Source organism: Kribbella aluminosa, from assembly GCF_017876295.1.
GTDB lineage: Bacteria > Actinomycetota > Actinomycetes > Propionibacteriales > Kribbellaceae > Kribbella > Kribbella aluminosa.
Genome location: NZ_JAGINT010000001.1, coordinates 1280888 through 1302788, shown reverse-complemented (window position 1 = coordinate 1302788; position 21901 = coordinate 1280888). Strand labels below are relative to the sequence as shown.

The window sequence follows — 21901 nt, the reverse complement described above, 5'->3', positions numbered from 1 at the left end:
GAGGTGTCGCGTCGTCCGGGTGACGTCGCCTACATTTCATTCTTCTGGACCATTGAACCTACGGTTCCGTAGGTTACGGTTTCGTAGGTATACCCGACCGAACCCCTCGAAAGGACGGCGATGACCGCTACCAGCGCCCAGCCCCAGGAACTCGGTCACAATCTGTCCGGCCGACTCGGCCCGCTGAAGCCCAAGCTCCGCGGATGGTTGCACGCCGGCACGTTCCCGTTCGCCACCGCCGCCGGCATCGTCCTGATCTGCCTGGCCCCGCACGCCAACGCCCGCTGGGCGGCCGCGGTCTACACGGTCGGCGCGATGCTGCTGTTCGGCATCTCGGCGCTGTACCACCGGTTCTACTGGGGCCCGACCGGCGAGGCGATCCTGCGCCGGCTCGACCACAGCAACATCTTCCTGCTGATCGCCGGCACCTACACCCCGCTCGGCATGGTCCTGCTGCACGGCAAGGACCGCCTGCTGATGCTCGGCCTGGTCTGGGGCGGCGCCACCGCCGGCATCCTGTTCCGGATCTTCTGGCTGAGCGCACCGCGCTGGATCTACACGCCGATCTACCTCGCGCTCGGCTGGGTCGCCATCTTCTGGATGGGCGACATCTACCAGACCGGCGGCGCGGCGGTCGTCACGCTGATCGCGGTCGGCGGCGGCCTGTACTCCATCGGCGCCGTCGTCTACGGCACCAAACGCCCCAACCCGTCCCCCCGCTGGTTCGGCTTCCACGAAATCTTCCACGCCTTCACCGTGGCCGCCTTCATCTGCCACTACATAGCCGTAAGCATCGCCACTTACCGAGCCGGCTGACCCCAACGTCCGGCGCCGCGTAATCCCGCGCCGTAGCACCGCACGTGCCGGTGGAGCGGGCCAACTGCGGGCGCGCCGGAGGTGTGTGTGATCTGGGTTAGCGCCGTTTGCCTAGTTCTTGGAGGGTTTGGCGGAGGGCTGCGTAGCGGGTGGGGCCGAGGTGGGTGGACCAGGCGTGTTCTACGCGGGCGATGGCGGCCTGGCCGTAGGCGACGGCTTCGTCGCCGGCGGGGGTGCGGCGGACCAGGCGGACGCGGCGGTCTTCGGGGAGGCGGGCGGATTCGGTGTAGCCGAGTTTTTGGAGGTAGTCGACGTGCTGGCCGAGGCCTTGTTTGGTCATCATCGCGACTTCGGCGAGGTCGGTGATGCGGGCGCCTTCGGGCGGGATGAGTTCGAGCAGGCGGTAGTGCGAGACGCGCAGGCCGGGGAAGTGTTGCTCTGAGTCGGCCACGATCTCCTCGCGGACGCGGCGCAGTGCCTCGCCGAGCAGCCGCGCCACATGGTCCGCGCCGTTGACGGAAGTCATAAACCAACTTTACTATGCCGATAGTAAAGTGACTTTGCTTCCGTGGGGGGAACATGATCACCGGACTCGAACCCTTGGGCCGGGACGCCTTGCCCGACGACGACCTGACCGCGCTGGTACGGACGATCACCGGCGACCCGACGGCGGTGCCGAGCAGCGCCCGGGTCGAAGCGGTCGACTATCCGATCGGTACGCCGAGCACCGAGTCGCTGCACCGCGTGTTCGGTACGGCGGGAGACGCGAGCTGGTCGTGCTTCGTGAAGAAGTTCCAGTCGGCCCGGCACTGGCCGATGCTCCAGCTGCTGCCTGAGGAGTTCCAGGCGCAGTTCATCCTCAACCTCCCCTGGGAGCTGGAGATCGCGGTGCACCGCAGCGACATCGCGGGCGTCCTCCCCGAGGGGATGCGGCTGCCGACGGCGTACCGGATCGATGTGTACGACGACGACCGGGCGACGCTGTGGATGGAGAACGTGATCGAGGAGTGGGGTCCGTGGCCGATCAACCGGTTCGAGCGGGCGGCGTACCTGCTCGGCAGGCTGTCGGCGCGGCGCCAGCCGCACCTGGTCGGGCCGTTCCTCCCACGCGATCAGGTCACGACGCCGGGGATCGGACTGCGCTTCTACGCGGAGGGACGGATCCAACAGACCGCCCTGCCCGCTCTGACGGACCCGGGCACCTGGCGGCACCCCATGCTCGCGGCAGCGGTCTGCAACCTCAGCGACCACCGCCTGAAGGACGACCTGCTGGGGCTCGGCGAGCAGATCCCCGCGGTGCTCGACGCGTTGGACGCGCTCCCCCAGTGCTACCAGCACGGAGACGCGAGCCCGCAGAACCTCCTGGTGCCTCACGACAGCCCTGACGAGTTTGTGGTGATCGACTGGGGCTTCGACTGCCCACAAGCGGTCGGGTTCGACCTAGGGCAGTTGCTGGTGGGTCTTGCGCACGCAGGCGAGCTCTCGACGGAGGCGCTGCCCGCAGTACACAAGGTGATCCTCAAAGCGTTTCAGGAAGGTCTTGCAGCAGACGGGATGCACGTGGACGCGGAGCAGGTGCTGTACGGGTACCTGGGCTCGCTTCTCGTCAGGGCCACGTTCACCGCGCTGCCGCTGGAGCTGTTCGGTAATGCGGACGCGTCGCCCGAGCTGTTCGAGCAGCGGGTTCGGCTGACCCGGGCGCTCGTCGACCTGGTGTCGCAGGTGATCTGAACATTTCAGTCGTGTCACAGCTGCAACGAACGGCACCCTTGCGTGTATCCATTGTGCGTGAGGAACCTGAGCAGATACGCAGCAGTGGCCATGTGCACGGCCGTCGCAGGACTCGTGCTGACCGGGTGCGGCAGCGAGTCAGGATCCGGCACTGCTCCGATCGGTACGCCGAGCAGTACGCCGCCACCCACCATGCCGACGGTGACGCAGTCGGCCCCGGTCGGCGCCGGCCTGCCGGTCACGGTGGCCCGGACCGGGGGGTTCGCCGGGTTCGACGACAGCGTGCAGATCGGTACGGACGGCGTCGCGACCGTGAGCTCGCGCGGCAAGCAGACACTCCGGTGCAAGCTCGATCCGGGGCTGCTGGCCATCATCACCACGGCCGTCGAGAAGGTCGACTGGGCGAGCCTCGTGGCGACGAAACCGGCCACGAAGCACCCCGACGACATGATCGTGTCCGTCACCGCGAACGGGAAGACCGCGCGGATCGAGGACCCGCAGCTCAAAGTGCTGGCGGCCCCGGTGAGCAAGCTGCTCATCGAGGCCGCCATCCCACCGGGCAAGCTCTGCAAGAAGCTCTAGCGGCGTCGACGGGGGCGGAGTCGACGCGACCAGAACCACCTTGGAAATAAGGGAATCCGGGGCGCGGGGGCCTTGGGCGGAGGCACCGCGCGCCCCGGACGTTCTCAGCTGACGGTGAGCGAGCTGTCGTCGACGACGAAGCTGGTCTGCGCGGAGGAGTCCTCCTGGCCGACGAACTTGATCGTCACGGTCTTGCCCTTGTACGCCGTCAGGTTCAGCGTCTTCTGCACGTACGACGTGTTCTTGTTCAGGTTCGAGTACGTCGCCAGCGTGCTCGTCGCCGAACCGTCGACGACCTGGACCTTCACGGTGTCGTACGCCGTGGTCGTGGTGGTCTCCGCGGTGTCGATGCGGATCCAGAACGACAGGCCGGCGGCGGTCGCCGACGCCGGGATCGCGACCGACTGGCCGACGCTCTCGGTGGTGGCGCGGCCGTTGCCCTGCAGCCACAGCTTCCAGCTACCGGTCCGCGCCGGGCGGCCGGTGTTGTTCGTGACCGGACCCGCGGTGCCGGTCCAGTCCACCGCGCCGGACTCGAAGCCCGGGTTCTTCAGCAGGTTGTCGCCGGTCGGGGGCGGGGTGGTGCCGCCACCGCAGGCGGCCGAGCCGGCCGGGACCGTGATGCCGCCGAACGCGGCCTCGATGCCCTTGCACTGCGCGGAGTCCACGCCGTACAGCTCCTTCGCGGAGTTGATCGCGCCTTCACGCGCGTCCTTGTAGGTGCTGCCCGAGCTCAGCTTGGTGGTCAGCGTCCGGTACCAGACCTTGGCTGCGACGTCCCGGCCGACACCGGCGAACGTCGTACCATCGCAGGCGGTGCTGTTGTAGGTGACGCCGTTGATGGTCTTGCTGCCGGTGCCCTCGGAGGCCAGGTAGAACCAGTGGTTCAGCGGGCCGGACGAGTAGTGCGGGTCCAGGCCGCCGGTGCTGGTCGTCCAGCAGTCCTTGCTGGCCCCGTCCTTCGACGGCTTGTCCATGTAGCGCAGCGGCGTACCGTCGCCGTTGATGTTGATCTTCTCGCCGATCAGGTAGTCACCCGGGTCGCTCGCGTTGTTCGCGTACCACTCGACCATGGTGCCGAAGATGTCCGACGTCGCCTCGTTCAGGCCGCCCGCGTCACCCGAGTAGTTCAGGTTGGCGGTCGCCTCGGTGACACCGTGGCTCATCTCGTGACCGGCCACGTCGATCTCGGTCAGCGGGTGCGTGTTGCTGATCCCGTCGCCGTACGTCATCTGGGTGCCGTCCCAGAACGCGTTCACGTACGCGTTGCCGTAGTGCACCCGGGAGCGAGCGCCCTGGCCGTTGTTGAAGATGCCGTTCCGCCCGTGGACGTTCTTGTAGTAGTCCCAGGTCAGTTGGGCACCGTAGTGCGCGTCCACCGCGGCGGTCTGGCGGTTCGACGCGGTGCCGTCGCCCCACGTGTCGGTGGTGTTGGTGAACGTCGTACCGTTGCCGCTGGTCGCGCCCTTCAGGTCGGTGGTGTAGTTACCACCGCGGGTCGGGTCGGTCATGGTGTAGCTGCCCGACGTACCGATGCTGACGGTGCCGGCGTACATCGAGTTGCCGGTACCGGCCTTGATCTCGTCGTCCTGCGCAAGCACTGCGCCGGTCTTGGCGTCGATGAACGAGTGCAGCACCGACGGGGTCTGGTCGGGCTTCACGCCGCTCGTGACGACCTCGTACGCGAGCACGGGCTTGGCCGGCGTCACGTAGACGACGAGCTGACCCTTGTTGGCATCCGCCTTGAACTTCGCCGCCTTGGCACCCTTGCTGAGCGCCGCCGACTGGGACAGAGTCGGCTTGGTGGAGACCTCGACGGCCTTGGCGCCGCGGTTGTAGGTGACCTGCCCGATCGACTCGCCCTTGCGCTTGACGATCAGGTCGCCACCGACGACCTTCAAACCGTTGAACGTACGGTCGTAGCGGACGTACTCCGTACCGTCCGGGTCCTTCACGACGTCGCGGACCTGGAGCTGCTCGCCGGAGCCGAGCGCGAGGGCGGTGGCCGTCTGCGCGGTCAGCGCCTGCTCGGCCTTGACGGCTGCCAGCTGGTTGAAGCCGGACGCCGGAAGCGGAACCGCCCGGTCGGCGGCTCCCGCGGTCGAAGCGGCGAACCCCGTCATACCAGCGGCAAGACCCGCTGCCGCGACGATCGCCACCGCCCCTGCTGATGTCAGTCGTTTCAAGACAACATCTCCTCACGGTGTGGTCGCTGTTTGGGCGCAGCGACCGAATTCAGTTGGGGACGCGCCGGATGCTGACGCAACAGTGCCACTGCCTCATTTGTGACACTTCGTGTCGGTACATGCGAGTTCTGTTACATCCGACTGAGGACCGACTGTTGCCGCCCGGTCGCCGTGAGTCAAGGGATTTGCCCGAAACGACAGGGAAAACCCGCACTTGTGCAGGTGCTCAGTGCAGAGGACGCAACGCTTTCCGCAGGTCTTCCGGCGCCGTGACCGGGAGTTGACAGGTGAATTTCCGACACACGTACGCCGCCGGCTGACCGCCCACCAGCCCTCGTCCATCCATCAAAGGCACCCCCAGACCGGGCAGCCCAGCAACAATCGCCGTCCCCCACGGAGCGTCGCCAAACGCAACCTGCAGAAGCTCCCCCGCCACACCACCGTCGCCGGCGAACGAGGCGGACGCCACCGCGCCGGACGCGGTGGAGCCGGGAGCCGAGGACCCGGGGGCGGCGCCGGACGGCGAAGAGTCGGGCGTGGCTGGGATGGTGATGGCGATCTCCAGGGGACCGGTGGTGATTGTTTCGGCGACGGCGAGGGCGCGGCCGGCGAAGCGGGGGGCTCGGGTGGCGATGGCGGAGGAGGCGGCCAGGGCTTGGTCGGCTGCGGTGGCGTACCGGTCTGAGCCGGTGAGGCTGGCGAGGGTGGTGAGGGCTTCGGCGGCGAGGCTGACGCCGGAGGGGGTCGCGTTGTCGGTGGCGTCCTGGGGGCGCCAGACGAGCCGCTCGGCGTCGGCGGCCGTGTCGAAGTAGGTGCCGTCAGCAACAAATTGCTCGAGCACCCGGCCGAGCAACGCCTCCGCCGTACGGAACCACTCGACGTCCCCGGTCGCCCCGAGCAACGTCAAACACCCCTGGGCGAACGCCGCATAGTCCTCGAGTACGCCGTCCGCGTTCCCTCGTACGCCGTCCCGCGACGTCCGGTACAACCGTGCCCCGTCGAGATGCACGTCCCGGATCAACCGCGCCGCACCGACGGCCGCCTCGACGTACCCAGGCCTCTCCAACACCACCCCGGCCCGCGTGAGCGCCGTGATCGCCAACCCGTTCCACGCGGCAACCACCTTGTCGTCACGCCCCGGACAGGTACGACGACTCCGCACCCGCCGCAGCACGTCGCGGACCCGGTGCCAACGGACCTCGTCAGCCGGATCCTCACGGAGCTGGAGGACAGACGAGCCGTGCTCGAAGGTCCCCGTGACGTCGCACAGCTGGATGACCCAGTCGGCATCGTCCGGCGACAGCACCGAGCGCAGTTCGGACGGCGTCCAGACGTAGTACTTGCCCTCCTCCCCCTCCGTATCCGCGTCCAGCGCCGACGCGAACCCGCCCTCCGCCGTACCCAACTCAGCCAGGAGAAAGTCCGCGGTCTCCTCGGCGATCCGCCGGGCCAGCGGGTCGCGCGAGATCGTCCACCAGTGCGTGTAGACGTCGAGCAGCAACGCGTTGTCGTACAGCATCTTCTCGAAGTGCGGCACCACCCACTGCCCGTCGACGGAGTACCGCGCGAACCCGCCGGCCAGCTGGTCGTACATCCCGCCCCGCGCCATCCGCGAGCACGTCTGCGCAACCATCGCCAACGCGTCCTCGTCCCCGGTACGCCGATGGTGCCGCAGCAGGAAGTCGAGCACCATCGACGGCGGGAACTTCGGCGACCGCCCGAACCCGCCGTCCACCGGATCGAAGTCCGCCTTCAGCAACTCGACCGCCCGGTCGAGATCGAACGTCTCCGGCCCGACGGCTTGTTCGGCCCCGAGCTGCGCGACGACCCGCTTCCCGATCCCGTCGAGCTGCTCGCGCCGGTGCTGCCACGCGTCGGTGATTGCCTCCAGCACCTGCCCGAACGACGCCATCCCGCCGCGGGCCTCCTTCGGGAAGTACGTTCCGCAGAAGAACGGCTCGCCCGTCGGCGTCAGGAACACCGACATCGGCCATCCGCCCTGCCCGGTCATCGCGACGGTCGCCGCCATGTAGATCGCGTCGACATCGGGCCGCTCCTCACGGTCGACCTTCACACTCACGAAGTGCTCGCTCAGGTACGCCGCCGTACCCGCGTCCTCGAACGACTCGTGCGCCATCACGTGACACCAGTGACACGCGGAGTACCCGACCGACAGGAACACCGGTACGTCGCGCTCTCGCGCCTCAGCGAAAGCCTGCTCCGACCACTCCCGCCACTCCACCGGGTTCTCCGCGTGCTGCCGCAGGTACGGACTGGTCGATCGCCCGAGCTCGTTCGCCATACCCCCACCGTATGCGCCGCCGGACCGGCTCGTTCAATGGGAGCATGCCCGTGCACCCGCTGCTCGCCAGCCGCTTCAGCCCGCTGTTGTTCGACTCCGCGCGGACCGTCTCCGACGACGACGTCGACCTCCTCCTCGAGGCCGCCCGCTGGGCCCCGTCCGCGGGCAACTCCCAGCCCTGGGCGTACTTCGTGGCGCGCCGCGACGAACCCGAGCACAAGCGGATCGTCCGTCACCTGGCCCGCAGCTCGGCCCGCTGGGCACCGACCGCGTCGCTGCTGATCGTCACGATGGCCCACCGGTACGTCGAGGACACCGACTGGGCCTACTCGGACTTCGCCGACTACGACCTCGGCCAATCGGTCGCCCATCTCACCCTGCAAGCGCACGCGATGGACCTGGCCTGCCGCCAGTTCCGCGCCTTCGACCTCGAAGCCCTCACCACCGACCTGACCCCCGGCCCCGGCTGGCACATCATCTCGATGATCGCCGTCGGCACCCCAACCCAGGACCGCCCGGCCGACCGAGCCCGCCGCAGCACAGCCGACCTCCGCACCGCACCCTGGGACTAGGCGGTCTGGGAGAGGGCGACGGAGAGGCCGAGGGTTAGGGCCATGATCAGGAGTTCGGTGGCGACGATGCGCCAGAACGGGCGGGCGGATTCGAGGAGGTTGTCGTGGAGGGCCGCCAGGGCGACGAGGAGGGCGAACGCGATCACCTTGACGATCAGGAGGGTGCCGTACGCGTCGTGGGTGAGTTCGTCGAGGATCGAGCCCCAGCCGCCACCCTTCGCGGCCAGGCGGCCGGCGGCGCTGAGGAGGCCGCTGAGGACGACGGCGATCGCCGACAGTGTCGCGACCTGGCCGTAGCGTTCCATCACGATCGGCAGGCCGCTCCGGCTGGCCCGGCCGTACCGGACGAGGCCCGCGAGTCCGCCGATCCAGGTCGTCGCGGCGATCACGTGGATTACCAGGGCGGCTCCGGCGAGTACGACGTACGACTCGTTCCTCGGGTACGCCGTGACAGCGGTCGGGACCAGTGCGGCGATCGCGACCAGTACGCCGAGGCCCGCGGCCGAGGAGGTCTGCACACGGCGGATCCCGATCGCCAGCGCGAGCACGAGGATGCCCGTGATCAGCAGTGACTTCACCTCGGGCACGCCGAGGGCGTCGTCGACCCGGAGCCGCAGCAGCCCTACCGGTGTGTTCAGCAGCAGCGCCGCCGTCACGACCGAGCTCACGAACGCGCAGACCGCCCAGATCAGCGCCGCGTTGCTCGCGTCCCGGACCGCACGCCGGCCCTGGACGCCGAGCGGTCCGCCCTCGAGCCGCAGCAGTACGACGGCCGCGAGCAGCGCGCCTGCACAACCCACCGTGGCCAGTGTCGAGATCAGTCGGAGCATCGGCTGCAGCCAGGCCACGAACGCGCCCGGACCGCCGATCCCGCCGGCGTTCTGCGGCTGGCTGCCGGAGAGGTACAGCGCGAGCACCAGCGCGGCGGAGGCGACGAGGACCGCACCCACCCCACCCGCGACCAGACGTCCGGGCATGCGGTGCCGCGCGGCACGGGTCGCGGTCACCGGCGGAAGCGGTCGTGGGTACCAGTCAGCACCCGGCTCACTATAGGGTCAGCCGGAGGTGGGCAGCCCAGTCCGACACCATCTCGTGATCGGGCTCCCAGGAATCGGTGACCGGACCGAGATGTCGCTATTGCTGAGAGTGGTCACTCGGGGTCTTGCTCAGGTCCTTCGGGTCCGAAGTCGTCGGCGCTGCATCGCCATCCGGGGACGGCGAGCCGTCCGGACTCGCTGGGTCGCCGGACGGTGCTGGGTCGTCCGCACCATCGCGGTCCACGTCGATCCGCTTCAACTGCTTGCGCATGCTGAACCAGAGCAGCACCGTGGCGGCACCGAGCGCCAGCACGATCAGCAGCGCGACCCATCCCGGCTTCACCACGTTGGGGTCGATCTCGACCGTCTGAAGGGAGATCATCGCTGTCACGCCACCATTCTGTCATTGTCCTGGCCGCCCGTCAGCGGAGCCCCGCGAACAGGTCGTTCTCCGGCAGCTCCGGCTCGATCAGACTCCGCGCCAGCTCGTAGTCCTCGGTCGGCCAGGCCGCCTGGTGCACCTCGAGCGGTACGGCGAACCACGGGCCGTCCGGGTCGATCTGCGTGGCGTGCGCGAGCAGTGCCTGGTCCCGGACCTCGAAGTACTGCGCGCACTCGACCCGGGTGGTGATCCGGCGCTCGTTCTCCGGGTCCGGCTTCCAGTCCTTCAGCCGCTCGGCGTACGGCGACTCCAGGCCGCGCTCCAGCATCGCGTCGTGCAGCGCCTTCATCCGCTCGTAGTGGAACGTGTGGTGGTAGTACAGCTTCAGCGGCTGCCACGGCTCGCCGAGCTCCGGGTACGCGTCCTTGTCACCGGCCGCCTCGAACGCCGCCACCGTGATCTGGTGGCACATCACGTGGTCGGGGTGCGGGTAGCCGCCGTTCTCGTCGTACGTCGTGACCACCTGTGGGCGGAACTCGCGGATCAGCTTCACCAGCGGGGCCGCGGCGTCCTCCACCTTCAAGGCCGCGAAGCAGCCCTCCGGCAGCGGCGGCAGCGGGTCGCCCTCCGGGAAACCGGAGTCCACCCAGCCCAGCCACTCCTGCCGGATGCCGAGGATCTCGCGCGCCGTGTCCATCTCCTTGCGGCGGATCTCGGTGATGTTCGCCAGCACCTCCGGGCGGTCCATCTTCGGATTCAGGATCGATCCGCGCTCGCCACCGGTACAGGTGGCGACCAGGACCTCGACGCCTTCGGCGACGTACCGGGCGGTCGATGCGGCTCCCTTGCTCGACTCGTCGTCCGGGTGGGCGTGCACATGCAACAACCGAAGATCTCCACTCACAAGACACAATGGTCCTCCAAGCCCCGACAAAACCCACGACCGACCCCCTGGACGACCTGTGACCGAGCAATCAACCGGGCAATCAACCGGGCAATCAGCCGCCACTCCGACCCCCGACCTGAACGCGCGGTACGGGCGTGCCGGACGGTCCCGCCGTCCGCTGGTGATCGGCGTCCTGGGCGTCCTCGTGCTCGCCGGACTCGTCTGGCTGGTCTGGGTCGCCTGGATCCAGTCGAACCCGCCGGTGCGCTCGGAGCTGCAGGGCTTCAAGACCGTCTCGCCGACCAGCGCGACCGCCACGATGACGGTCGACCGGAACAAGTCCGTCGAGGCGACCTGCCGGCTGCAGGCGAAGGCCGCGGACTTCTCGATCGTCGGCGAGGTAACCGTCACGGTGCGGGCCGATTCCGCCCGCCACCAGACCCTGCCGGTGACGTTGACAACGCAACGCTCGGCGACCTCGGTGGTGCTGATCGGCTGTACGACGGCCGACCAGCCGCGCCCGCGCTGACCCGGAACCACTGCCGTGGCAGCGGACTGCCGCCCGGTTGTGTTCGCGGTCGGAGAAAACCGAGGTAGCAAACGTTTTCCAAGCGTTGGCGACCGGTCAGAACCCCTGCGTGATCGGCGGTCTCTTGCTACGCTCGTTTGATTGGTCGCCGTCGACGACGGCGGCCAGCAGTATTTTCCTGCCCATCCACCGACACAAGGAGCAGCCCGTGACGCAGAAGATCGACGAGGACAGCGTTGTCTGGCTGACGCAGGACGGTTACGACCAGCTGAAGTCCGAGCTCGAGCACCTCAAGGGCCCCGCCCGTGCCGAGATCACCCAGCGGATCAGCGAGGCCAGGGACGAGGGCGACCTCAAGGAGAACGGTGGCTACCACGCCGCCAAGGACGAGCAGGGCAAGATGGAGGCCCGGATCCGGCAGCTGGAGGACATGGTCCGCCGCGCCCGCGTCGGTGAGACCCCGAAGAAGGGCGGCAAGGTCGAGCCCGGCATGAAGGTGTCGATCAAGTTCGCCGGCGACGAGGACGTCGAGACCTTCCTGCTCGGCTCCCGCGAGTTGCTCGCCCTGGACGCGTCGGTCGACATCGACGTCTACTCCCCGCAGTCTCCGCTCGGCGCCGCCATCCTCGGCAAGAAGAAGGGCGAGAAGGCCACCTACGAGGCCCCCAACGGGAAGCCCGTCACGGTCGAGATCGTCGCCGCGGAACCGTTCACTGGCTGACCCCACCAAGCTCCCGAAGCGCCCCGGTGGACAGCCCACCGGGGCGCTTCGCATTGCGGCCCCGCCAGCTCAGCTGGTCGCTGCACACCATGGACCGTGGTTTGGCTCTAACCTTGAGCCTGCTCGACTCAACTTTGTTGACACTTGAGTCGACACCGCTCAATTCGGCGTCTACGGTCGCGAGATGGGCATCCTCCGCCACCGAGATTTCCGCCGCCTGTGGGCCGCCGACCTGCTCAGCCAGCTCGGATCACGGCTCAGCATGGGCGCCATCCCGCTCCTCGCCGTACTCACCCTGAACGCCTCGACCCTCCAGGTCTCCCTCCTCCGCACCTGCGAGACCGCCGCCTGGCTCGTCCTCGGTCTGTTCGCCGGAGCCTGGGCCGACCGCATCCGGTGCCGCCCGGTTCTCGTGTACGCCGACCTCCTCCGCGCGCTGCTCTTCGCGTCGATCCCGATCGCCTGGTGGTTCGGCGTACTCACGTTGACGCAGGTGTACGTCGTACTCGTTCCGGCCGGCGTCCTCACCGTGCTGTACGACGTCGCGCACAACTCGTACCTGCCCCGGATGCTCGACCGCGACCGGCTCCTTCCGGGCAACGCGAAGCTCGCCGCCAACCACTCGGTCGCCGCCGTGATCGGCGCGGGCGCGGGCGGAATCCTCGTCCAGTGGATCGGCGCCGCGGTCACGATCGGCCTGGACGCGCTGAGCTTCGTCTGGTCGGCCATCTGGCTCCGCAGCATCCGCACTCCCGAGCCCGCGCCGATCAGACCCGAACGCCCGCAGTTGCGCCGCGAGATCCGCGACGGCCTGCAGTACGTATTCAGGCATCCGCTGCTCCGGCCACTGGCCCTCAACACGATGGTGACGATGCTGTTCCAGGCGGCGGCAGGCGCAATCATGGTCGTCTACCTGGTCCGCGGCGTACATCTGCGACCGGCAACCATCGGCATCCTCAGCATGATCGGCCTGCTCGGCGCCGTCGTCGCGTCGGCCGTCACCGAGAAAGTCAGCACGAGGTACGGCGATGCGCGCACGCTGCTGCTCTCGTCCACCGGCATCGGCGTCGCGTTCACCGTGCAGGCGCTGACGGCACCCGGCTGGCAGGTGAGCTGGTTCGTCATCGGCACGCTGCTCGCGGGCTTCTGCATCATCGTCAGCTACATCCTGCAGGTCAGTACCCAACAACGCCTGTGCCCGCGGGAACTCCAGGGCCGGGTGAGCGCCACGATGAGCTTCGTCAGCTGGGGCGCCGCTCCCCTCGGCAGCCTGCTCGGCGGCGTACTCGGTACTGCGTTCGGCCTGCACACCACGCTGTGGATCGCCGGCCTCGGCACCCTGGCCGGCAACGCGATCCTCTACGTCTCCCCACTCCGCACCCTCCGAGCGGTCCCGACCGAACCGGCCATCTCAGGGGTTGACCTATGAGATGAAGGGTTCGCACCCGGCATGCGAGCCGTCAAGGCACAAGCTCAGGGGTCAACCCCTGAGCTTGTGGACACCGGGCACAGTCTGGGTGGGGTCAGTCGGAGGTGATTTGAGCGGTGCCGACGAGGACCTCTACGTCGAGGGCGGCGCGGCCGCGGCCGATCTCTACGTCCTTGGACTGGCCGGAGACGGCGCCGGACCAGGTGACGCGGCCGAGCTGGGCCTCGGTGTGGACGTGTACGTCGGAGCCGCGGCGGAGGGCGACGTTCGCCGTACCGGACTCGACGCGGACGCGGGAGCGGCCCTTGGTGATCTGGGCGTCCAGGGTCGCGGAGCCGGCCTGGACGAGGACGTCGATCGGGCCGTCGACGTCGGCGACCTTCGCGGTGCCGGCGGTGACGCGGACCCGGGTCAGGCCGGGGAGGCGCTCGGCGTTCACGCTGCCGCCGGTGACCTCGACCTCGACCTGGAGGTGCGGGTTGACCCGGATCGACAACTCCTTGGCGAGGCCGTTGACGTGGGCCTTCAGGTCGGTCGGGTTGCGCAGCATGCTGAACCCGTCGATCGAGACGCCCATGTCGCCTTCGCTGCTGATCGCGAGGGTGTCTCCGTCGCGCTTGATCACGTGCGGCCCGTCCACCGCGACGCCGTTCACGGCCGGCTCACCGATCAGCCGCACCCGCCGCCCGATCGCCCGCACCGTCACCCGCTGCACCCCAGACGGAATCGGCACGTTGCTGTGCTCCTCCTCCACGTCCTCAGGCGCCGAGTCCTGCACACCGGAAACCGCACCGGCCGAGCCAGTGGTCGAGCCGGAGGCAGGACCCGCGGCCACGCCGTCGGCGGTTCCGTTGGCCGGGTCGGCGGTTCCGTTGGCCTGTTCGGACGCCGGGCCGGTGGTCGGGGTTGATGCGGGTGAGTCGACGGCGTCGGCCCAGGCGTCGGGAGTCTGCGCCTCGTCGCCCGTCGGCCAGGGCCGCGGCGGCTTGCCCTCTGACGCCGAGCTTCCCTCGTCGGCAACCGGCTCCCCCGCAGTCGCGCCAGCAGCGGTCCCGGCAGACGCGTCGCCGGCAACTGCTGTCTCGGACGGCTTGATGGCCGCGATCAGGGTGGCACCTTCCTCGGTGGAAAGGTGGCCCTTGGCGACGCGGTCCAGGATGTCCTTGACCTTCTCGTCGTAGCTCTGGTTGCTCATGCGTCCAGTGCAGCACCCCGCCGGGTCGAAACCAATCGGGGAATCCCCCGAAATGCAGTGGTGCGGACCCCGGGAGGAGTCCGCACCATCCGCTCTCTATCACCGCACAGCCCCAGAAGGGCTGGTTGTTGTCACGCCGCCGGCGTCATCTCCTCCGTCGCCAGCTCGTCCTGTACGGCGGCCAGCTCCGCCGCCTCGGCGTCCTCCGCGGCCCGTCGGGCCTTCAGCCCACGCAGACCGGTCAGCGCGATCAGCAGACCGAGTGCCGCGATCCCCGTCACGACCCCGAGCCCGGACTTGTACGCCGACAGCACCCCGGCCGCCGCGGTGACGCCGACCGTCTGACCGCTGATCACCGCGGTCACGATCGCCAGCACCACCGCGCCGCCGACCTGGTTCGACGTGTTGAACAGCCCGGACGCCAGCCCCTGCTCGTGGTCCGGGACTCCGGACACGGCCTGGATGTTCAGCGACGGGAACCCGAGCGCGAACCCGAGCCCGAGCAGCATGATCGTCGGGAAGACGGTCGAGAAGTACGCCGACTCCGGGCCGATCCGCAAGCTCAGCGCGTACCCGGCGACGAACAGCGCCATCGCGACGATGATCATCTTCTCGGTCCCGATCCGGTCGACGATCTTGCCGACGTTCGGGGACAGCGTGGCCACCAGCAGGCCGGCCGGGAGGAACCCGAGCGCGGTCTGGAAGGACGACCAGCCGAGCAGGTTCTGCAGGTACATGGTGCCGATCAGCTGGAACGCGACGTACGAACCGAAGACGGTCAGGATGGCCAGGTTCGCGCGCCGCAGCGAGGCGTTGCGCAGGATGCCGAGCCGGACCAGCGGGTGCTTGGTGCGCAGCTCGATCGCGACGAAGCCGACCAGCAGCACGGCCGCGAGCACGAACAGCCCGATGGTCTGCAGCGACACCCAGCCGGCGTGCTCGGCGCCGACGACCGCATAGACCAGGGACAGCATGCCGCCGGTGACGGTGATCGCTCCTGGTACGTCGTACCCGCCGGCGGCGTCGTCGCGCGGGCTGTTCGGGATCAGCTTGAGGCCGAACAGCAGCACGATCAGGGCGACCGGGCCGGGCATCAGGAAGGTCCAGCGCCAGCCGACCTCGGTGAGCGCGCCGCCGAGGATCAGGCCCATCGAGAAGCCGCTGGCCGCGCAGGTGGTGAAGATCGACAGGGCCCGGTTGCGATCCGGTCCCTCGTGGAAGGTGGTGGTGATGATCGAGAGCGCGGCCGGGGCGGTGAACGCCGCGGCGATGCCCTTCACGAACCGCGCCGCGATGAGCAGTTCGGGGTTGGTCGCCAGTGAGCTCAGCATCGAGACGACGGCGAAGACGGCCAGCGCGATCAGGAAGACCCGGCGCCGGCCGAGCAGGTCGGCGGTCCGGCCGCCGAGCAGCAGGAGGCCGCCGTACCCGAGCACGTAGCCGGTCACGACCCACTGCAGAGAAGAAAGAGAGACGCCCAGGTCGGCGCCGATGGACGGCAGCGACATGCCGACCATCGACACGTCCAGGCCGTCGAGGAAGATCACGCCACAGACCACCAGAAGAGCGCCCCAGAGGCGCGCGTCCCAGGTCATGCGAGCCGGTGCAGTGATGGTTGGAGACGGGGTTTGCGTAGTCACGAGGAGAGACTATTGCATGCGTGTGCATCTAATGTCTAGGCATTAAATGCATTTGCATTGATTGCACCTGCATGCTAAGGTCAGCGACATGACCGCTACGAAGGTCAGCGTTGGGACTGGTGAGACCAACGCCGATGTCAGGGAATGGCGCGAGCTGCTGGCCCGCCACGCAGACCTGACCTGCGCCCTCGACCGGGCGCTGCAGGCCGGCCACTCGCTGGGCATGAGTGAGTACGAGGTGCTCGAGCGGCTCGCCGAGTTCCCGGAGCACTCCGCCAAGGTGGCGACGATCGCGAAGTCGGTGCATCTGAGCCAGAGCGCACTGTCCCGGGTGATCGGCCGGCTGGAGGTCGCCGGCCTGGTCGAGCGGCACATGTGCCCCGAGGACCGCCGCGCGATCAACGTCCGGCTGACCGACGAGGGCCTGCGGCGGCAGGCCGAGGCCCAGCCGACCCAGCGTCAGGTGCTCGCGCAGCGCCTGCACGCCCCGCTCGTGAAGACCTGCGAGCCCGTCCCCTCTGAGCGTCAGTTGAGCGTGTAGCTGTAGCCGTTCGCGACCAGGCCGGCGAGCAGGCGCTCGCGGTGTTCCTCGCCGCGGAGCTCCAGCTGCAGGGCGACCTCGACCTCTTCGAGGCTGAGGGTTTCCGAGATGCGTTCGTGCACGACCTCGATGAGGTTCGCGTCCAGCGCGGCGATCCGGGTCAGCAGCATCGCCAGCCCACCCGGTGTGTCGGGGATCCGGACCCGCAACGACAGGTACCGGCTGGCGGCGGCCATGCCGTGCCGGATCACGCGCATCAGCAGCAGCGGGTCGATGTTCCCGCCGGACAGTACGACGACCACCGGCGGCTTGAACCGCCTCGGCTCGTCCAGTACGGCGGCCACCGCGGCGGCACCGGCCGGCTCGACGACGAGCTTCGCGCGTTCGAGGACCAGCAGGAGCGCCTTCGACAACGAGTCCTCGCCGACGGTCCGTACGTCGCCGACGTACCGCTGGACCGTCTCGAACGGAACCTTTCCGGGCAGTCCGACCGCGATCCCGTCGGCCATCGTGCGCATCCGCTCCAGCTGTACCGGCTCGCCTGCCGCCAGCGAGGCCGGGTACGCCGCGGCACCGGCCGCCTGCACGCCGACCACCTCGACCGGCAGCCCGTCGCGCTGCATCGCGGCCGCGATCCCGGCGAGCAGCCCGCCGCCACCCGTCGGTACGACGACGGTCCGGACCTGCGGGCACTGCTCGACGATCTCCAGCCCGGTCGTGGCCTGCCCGGCGACGATGTCGGGATGGTCGAACGGGTGGATCAGCACCGCGCCGGTCTCGGCTTCGAACGCCCGCGCCGCGATCAGGCAGTCGTCGATCGACGTACCGGCGAAGCGGATCTCGGCGCCGTACGCCCGGGTCGCCTTCTCCTTCGGGATCGGGGCGCCGTTCGGCATGAACACGGTCGCCTTGATGCCGAGCAGCTGCGCCGCGAGCGCGACCCCCTGCGCGTGGTTGCCGGCGCTCGCCGCGACCACACCGCGGGCGCGTTCCGCCTTCGACAGCCGCGCCATCCGGACGTACGCCCCGCGCAGCTTGAAGGACCCCGTCCGCTGCAGGTTCTCGCACTTCAGGAACACGTCGCCGCCGACCAGGTCGCTCAGCCAGCGCGAGTACTCCAAGGGCGTCGGCGCGACCACGTCGTGCAGCAGATCGGCCGCCCGCGCAACATCTCTGGCATCGATCACGACAAGCACCCTAACCGCGAAAAGCAGTTGCACCTGGAACATACGCTTCAGGTCATGGAAGTCCGGGCTCGCCTCGCACAACAGGTCTTCACCCTGGAGATGCCGGACGACTTCTGGTTCCCGGATGTCGAGCCGATGTTGCAGGCGTTGCGGGAGCAGTACGGTGTCGAGGCCGTCGTACGGACGTGTCTGTCCGAGGAGCCCATCACGTACCAGCTGGAGCCGCCGGAATGGTACGACGACGAGCTGCGGTGGATCGGGCAGCACGTGCATGTGACCGGACCGTGGGCGCAGGTGAAGACGTGGGGGCTGTCCAACGTTCTGCGCATCCCGACGACCGACGGTGACGTGTATTTCAAGGCGCTTTCGCAGGCGTCGACCGAGCCCGGCGCGTTGCCGTTCCTGTTCGCACACGAACCGCGGTTCCTGCAGCTCGCGTCCACCGATCGCCCCGGCGAGGTCCCGGCACCGATCGCGATCGACGAGCAGCGGGCCTGGATGTTGCTGCCCGGCCTCGGTACGCCGCTCGCTCAGGAGACGGACGTCTCGCTGTGGATCGATGCCGTGCGCAACCATGCACGCCTGCAACGGAGCTACGCCGCGGAGCCCGAACGGTTGCTGGAGTACAGCTGCGCCGACCGGCGGCTCGCCGTACTCGACACCGAGCTGGACCGGCTGCTCGAGCCGAACAAGCTGACGCGGCGCCTCGACCCGGCCGCGCTGGCGACGCTCCCGGACCGGGCGAAACAGTTGCGCGAGGCAATCACCGAGCTCGCGGCGATCGGCGTACCGGAGACCTTGCTGCACGGCGATCTGCACCCACGGAACCTTGCGGTACGGGATCGGAAGGTGCTCGCGTTCGACTGGACCGATGCCGCGCTGGCGCATCCGTTCCTCGATCTGGTGACGTTCGTCGAGAAGCGGTCACCGCTGTCCGCGGACCAGCGGGTGCGGGACGCGTACCTGGCCGAGTGGGAGGAGTACGCCGCGCCGGCCGAGCTGCGGCGTGCGGTCGAGCTCGCCGAGGAGCTCGGCACGCTCTACCAGACGATCACGTACCTGCACCTCGTCGACCACCTGACCGGCCCGAGCCAGGCGACGATCCTCCGCGGCGGCGACTTCTGGATGAAGCATCTCTTAGCGGTGCAGGATCGCTAGCTGGTTGCGCATGCCGCGGCGTACCGGCGGGTCGAGGTGGCGTTCCCACTCCGGGCTCCGCTCGCCGCGGAGCATCGCGTAGTACGCGAGGGCCTCGGACAGCGCCGCCTCGCGCAGGTACCCACGGGCCAGCGGCTGCTTGCCCCGCCCGTTCGGTCGCGGCCGGCGTTCGTACGCCGCGTTCGCGGTGAAGATGCCCAGCCCGTAGAACACCGTGATCAGGTCGGTCAGTGACTCGTGGTCCGGCCGTGCCGCGCGCGTGATCCGGCCGCTGCCGAGCAGCAGCTCGTGCCCGGCCTCGTGTGCGTAGACGGCGGTCAACGCGACCGGATCGGCCGCCAGCGCCGGGGCGAGCTGGATCTGGTTCCGGCCGTCGGCACGGATCCAGCGGCCGGACTGTTCCTTCACGACGTGCGCCCGGACCGGACGCCGTACGCCGTTCAGCTCGAAGCTCAGGCCACACTGCCCCGGGGTCAGGTCCATCCGGCCGTCGACGAGTCCGCACAACGCGGTGGCGGCCGCCTCGCTGCCGTCGTACCCGTCCGGGATCATGTCGGCCGGCAGCACGATCGGCCGGTGCAGGACGTCTTCGCCGAACTCGGCGATCAACCAGTCCATCGACATCCGGATCCAGCGCCGGCTACCACCCGGCAACCGCTCCCGGGGCGCCTTCAGCTGGGACCGCAACTGCTGACTTCGTTTGATCGTCCCGATCGGATTCCTCACCCGCCGAATCATGCCTGGCGGACAGCGCAGCGAAACCTTCCGGTACCGCTGCGTCACCGGTGGTTGACATCAGGTCAGCCGGGCGCCCTCCTGGATCGAGTCGATCTCGGCGCGTTTCACCAGCGCCGCGAGTCGCGCGAACGTGCGGATCCGGACCGTCCGGTCGAGCTCGGTCGGCATCACCGGGAGCAGCGACTCCGGCCACAACAGGTGCCGGCGGAAGCAGTACGCCGCCAGCGCGTCCGAGGCGCCGCGCTCCCCCAGGTAGCCGAGGCTCTGCCGCATCGAGCGTCGCCCGGGGACCCGCTCGACGGCCTGGTTCGCGAGGAAGATCCCGAAGCCGTGGAAGACCGCGAACAGATCGGTCACCGCCTCGGCGTCCGGCCGGCTCCGATCCATCAGGTGGTAGCCCCAGAGCACCTCGTGCCCGAGCTCGTGGGCCGTCGCCGCGATCACCGCGGCCGGGTCGGCCGGCGTGGTCGCCGACAACATCACCGCCGTACCTTCGTGGCCGCCGGTCCGCAGGTCCAGCCAGGCCGCGCGCGAACCGCTGCCGGCCGGCGCCGACCAGACCGCGACGGCACGCTCGTACAGCTCGGCCCGCCGCTCCGGATCGGTCTCGTCCCGGAGCGCCGTACTGCGCCGTACCTCCGCGGCCAGCTCGCGCTCGGCGAGGACGGCGATCTCGGGCGCGTACCCGGCTGCGGCCAGAGCCTCCACCTCGGCGGGCGTCATCGTTGCCTGAAGCCCCGAAATCCCGATCAGCTCGGGACGCTCGGCCTGCAGCCGGTGGACGGCGGCGCTCCGGCCCGCGGCCCGGACGTCCTCCATCCGGAAGCTGAACCGGATCCGGTCGTCCGGCACCTCCATCCAGGCGCAGACCCGCAGGCAGAGCTGGCGGGCGGCGCGCTCGGATCCGTCGTACCGGGCGGGGACGAACGCACTCGGCAGTGCCGGCCGGCGGCGCATCGGCTCGACCCCGAACCGGCCGATCAGCCAGTCCAGCGAGTCCTCGATCCACTGCTCGGGTCCACCGGGCAACAGGACCTTCGGTCCGTAGAGCAGCTCGCGTTCATGTTGCCGACGCCGCCAGGCACCGATCAGATTCATACCGAAACTGACGCGGTCACCGGGGTGCCCGTTCCATCGGAGATGTTGCAGTCACATCACCAAGCTGTATTGGATGCCGCGACTCCGTCGCGGGGGGTTATGGGGCCTCCGATCAGTTCCCCGAGGCGGGCCGTGAACCGGGCACGCGGTGCCGGGTCGAGTGCCTGGTGCCAGTCGGGTAGCAGCGGGCTGTCGCGGAGCAGCCGGTGCTGGCGGAAGCGGTACGACGCGAGCGCCTCGGCGACGGCGTGTTCGCCGAGATAGCCGGAGGTGTGGACCCATTCGTCGTCGAGCGTGCTCTCGTCGACGGCCGCGTTGACCAGCACGACACCGAACCCGTGGAACAGCGCACACAGATCGGTCAACGGTTCTTCGAGTGGCCCGGACGCCCAGGGCGGAGCGGGCCGGGACAGCAGTTCGTGGCTCAACTCGTGCGAGACGGCGGCGAGCAGTTTCAGCGGGTCGGCGAGCACGTCGGAGCGCAGCAGGACCGCGCAGTGCCCTGGGATCGGTTCGGTGCCGGGAGATTCCGCACCCAGGTCGATCCACCGTCCGAGCGCCGGCCCGGCCTGTACGGCGCTGTTCGCCACGCCCGGACGCCCAGGATCGGACGCGGCGAGCAGACACCGCACCACCTCGGCACCGAACACGTCGGCGCCGAGCCGCCGGACCAGGAACGGCAACAGGCTGTCCTCGTCGCCGGCCAGCTCGGCCTCGATGATCCGATCCACCTGGTCGAACGACGCCGTACCCAGCCTGCTCGAATGCGCCCGCACCGCCGCGTGGTCCCCGGGCGCCGCGCCCCGCGACAACGGGTGTTCCGGGTCGAGATAGCCGTCGAGCATCGCCGACCCGAGCAACTCGGCGGCCTCGGCGACCTTCTCCAACCGGAAGCTGAAATGCACCCGCTCGGCCGGAATCCCCAGGTACTCGCAGACCTGCACGCAGACCGCTCGAGCGGCCGCGTCCGAGCCGTCGTACCCGGGCGGCACGAACTCGTCCGGTACGACGACCGGCCGCCGCAGGATCGCCGTACCGAAGTGGTCGGACAGTAACCGGAGCGAGTCCTCGACCCAGCGCCGCGGCCCGCCCGGCAGCGCTACCTTCGGTGCCCGCACCAGATCGTGGAAGGACTCATCGGTCATGCAGGGTCGGACGGCGGAACAGGGGG

21 protein-coding genes are annotated in these 21901 nt (G+C 69.1%); 9 read left to right on the top strand and 12 right to left on the bottom strand.

Annotated features, from left to right (window positions below):
• The first annotated feature begins 120 nt into the window (after positions 1–120).
• Positions 121–816 (top strand): PAQR family membrane homeostasis protein TrhA, encoded by a 696-nt coding sequence (trhA, locus tag JOF29_RS06475; RefSeq protein ID WP_209693317.1) that lies wholly within the window; start codon positions 121–123, stop codon positions 814–816.
• A gap of 97 nt (positions 817–913) precedes the next feature.
• On the opposite strand, the gene JOF29_RS06470 is transcribed toward trhA, so the two are convergent.
• On the bottom strand, positions 914–1342 hold the full coding sequence (locus JOF29_RS06470) for a MarR family winged helix-turn-helix transcriptional regulator (RefSeq protein ID WP_209693316.1): 429 nt from the start codon (positions 1340–1342) through the stop codon (positions 914–916).
• Positions 1343–1395: 53 nt separating this feature from the next.
• Between JOF29_RS06470 and JOF29_RS06465 the strand changes: the two genes are divergently transcribed.
• Together JOF29_RS06465 and JOF29_RS06460 are read left to right on the top strand one after the other, a co-directional pair.
• On the top strand, positions 1396–2547 hold the full coding sequence (locus JOF29_RS06465; RefSeq protein WP_209693315.1) for a phosphotransferase: 1152 nt from the start codon (positions 1396–1398) through the stop codon (positions 2545–2547).
• Positions 2548–2637: 90 nt separating this feature from the next.
• Positions 2638–3129: a hypothetical protein gene (locus tag JOF29_RS06460; RefSeq protein WP_245357469.1), complete on the top strand. Its 492-nt coding sequence runs from the start codon at positions 2638–2640 to the stop codon at positions 3127–3129.
• Positions 3130–3233: 104 nt separating this feature from the next.
• On the opposite strand, the gene JOF29_RS06455 is transcribed toward JOF29_RS06460, so the two are convergent.
• Together JOF29_RS06455 and JOF29_RS06450 are read right to left on the bottom strand one after the other, a co-directional pair.
• Entirely contained in the window at positions 3234–5315 is a 2082-nt protein-coding gene (locus tag JOF29_RS06455; protein ID WP_245357468.1) for a M4 family metallopeptidase, read from the bottom strand.
• Positions 5316–5541: 226 nt separating this feature from the next.
• Positions 5542–7617, bottom strand: a complete 2076-nt coding sequence (locus JOF29_RS06450) for a thioredoxin domain-containing protein (protein WP_209693314.1) — start codon at positions 7615–7617, stop codon at positions 5542–5544.
• A 44-nt stretch (positions 7618–7661) separates the two neighbouring features.
• Between JOF29_RS06450 and JOF29_RS06445 the strand changes: the two genes are divergently transcribed.
• Positions 7662–8189 (top strand): nitroreductase family protein, encoded by a 528-nt coding sequence (locus tag JOF29_RS06445; RefSeq protein ID WP_209693313.1) that lies wholly within the window; start codon positions 7662–7664, stop codon positions 8187–8189.
• Here JOF29_RS06445 and JOF29_RS06440 read toward each other — a convergent pair.
• The 3 genes from JOF29_RS06440 to mca form a co-directional block, all read right to left on the bottom strand.
• Complete coding sequence (locus tag JOF29_RS06440; protein WP_209693312.1) at positions 8186–9196, bottom strand: CopD family protein; 1011 nt, start codon at positions 9194–9196, stop codon at positions 8186–8188. The two genes, JOF29_RS06445 and JOF29_RS06440, sit on opposite strands and share 4 nt — an antisense overlap.
• 127 nt (positions 9197–9323) lie before the next feature.
• Complete coding sequence (locus JOF29_RS06435; RefSeq protein ID WP_209693311.1) at positions 9324–9617, bottom strand: hypothetical protein; 294 nt, start codon at positions 9615–9617, stop codon at positions 9324–9326.
• Positions 9618–9648: 31 nt separating this feature from the next.
• Entirely contained in the window at positions 9649–10512 is an 864-nt protein-coding gene (mca, locus tag JOF29_RS06430) for a mycothiol conjugate amidase Mca (protein ID WP_209693310.1), read from the bottom strand.
• A gap of 58 nt (positions 10513–10570) precedes the next feature.
• On the opposite strand from mca, the gene JOF29_RS06425 reads away from it, so the two are divergent.
• The 3 genes from JOF29_RS06425 to JOF29_RS06415 all read left to right on the top strand — a co-directional run bounded on the left by JOF29_RS06425 (position 10571) and on the right by JOF29_RS06415 (position 13173).
• Entirely contained in the window at positions 10571–11023 is a 453-nt protein-coding gene (locus JOF29_RS06425) for a DUF4307 domain-containing protein (RefSeq protein WP_209693309.1), read from the top strand.
• Between the two features lie 208 nt (positions 11024–11231).
• The gene (greA, locus tag JOF29_RS06420; protein WP_209693308.1) at positions 11232–11744 is read left to right on the top strand and encodes a transcription elongation factor GreA; all 513 of its coding nucleotides are present in this window, start codon (positions 11232–11234) and stop codon (positions 11742–11744) included.
• Positions 11745–11928: 184 nt separating this feature from the next.
• Positions 11929–13173 carry an MFS transporter gene (locus tag JOF29_RS06415; RefSeq protein ID WP_209693307.1) on the top strand — a complete coding sequence of 415 codons (1245 nt, stop codon included), beginning with the start codon at positions 11929–11931 and terminating at the stop codon, positions 13171–13173.
• A gap of 94 nt (positions 13174–13267) precedes the next feature.
• Here the strand turns inward: JOF29_RS06415 and JOF29_RS06410 are convergent, their stop codons facing one another.
• Both JOF29_RS06410 and JOF29_RS06405 read right to left on the bottom strand, forming a co-directional pair.
• Positions 13268–14368, bottom strand: a complete 1101-nt coding sequence (locus JOF29_RS06410) for a hypothetical protein (protein ID WP_209693306.1) — start codon at positions 14366–14368, stop codon at positions 13268–13270.
• Between the two features lie 131 nt (positions 14369–14499).
• Positions 14500–15963 carry an MFS transporter gene (locus JOF29_RS06405; RefSeq protein WP_209693305.1) on the bottom strand — a complete coding sequence of 488 codons (1464 nt, stop codon included), beginning with the start codon at positions 15961–15963 and terminating at the stop codon, positions 14500–14502.
• 133 nt (positions 15964–16096) lie between these two features.
• On the opposite strand from JOF29_RS06405, the gene JOF29_RS06400 reads away from it, so the two are divergent.
• On the top strand, positions 16097–16549 hold the full coding sequence (locus tag JOF29_RS06400; protein WP_209693304.1) for a MarR family winged helix-turn-helix transcriptional regulator: 453 nt from the start codon (positions 16097–16099) through the stop codon (positions 16547–16549).
• Here the strand turns inward: JOF29_RS06400 and ilvA are convergent.
• Positions 16534–17736, bottom strand: a complete 1203-nt coding sequence (gene ilvA, locus JOF29_RS06395) for a threonine ammonia-lyase (protein WP_372446230.1) — start codon at positions 17734–17736, stop codon at positions 16534–16536. The two genes, JOF29_RS06400 and ilvA, sit on opposite strands and share 16 nt — an antisense overlap.
• A gap of 54 nt (positions 17737–17790) precedes the next feature.
• Here ilvA and JOF29_RS06390 point away from each other — a divergent pair, with 54 nt between their 5' ends.
• A complete protein-coding gene (locus JOF29_RS06390; RefSeq protein ID WP_209693302.1) occupies positions 17791–18894 on the top strand; it encodes an aminoglycoside phosphotransferase family protein in 1104 nt (367 codons plus the stop codon).
• Here the strand turns inward: JOF29_RS06390 and JOF29_RS06385 are convergent.
• The 3 genes from JOF29_RS06385 to JOF29_RS06375 form a co-directional block, all read right to left on the bottom strand.
• Positions 18874–19620, bottom strand: coding sequence for a hypothetical protein (locus JOF29_RS06385; protein ID WP_209693301.1), 747 nt, complete (start codon positions 19618–19620; stop codon positions 18874–18876). The two genes, JOF29_RS06390 and JOF29_RS06385, sit on opposite strands and share 21 nt — an antisense overlap.
• Positions 19621–19689: 69 nt before the next feature.
• Complete coding sequence (locus JOF29_RS06380) at positions 19690–20730, bottom strand: hypothetical protein (protein WP_209693300.1); 1041 nt, start codon at positions 20728–20730, stop codon at positions 19690–19692.
• Positions 20731–20786: 56 nt separating this feature from the next.
• Positions 20787–21875, bottom strand: coding sequence for a hypothetical protein (locus JOF29_RS06375; protein WP_209693299.1), 1089 nt, complete (start codon positions 21873–21875; stop codon positions 20787–20789).
• Positions 21876–21901 lie beyond the last annotated feature (26 nt).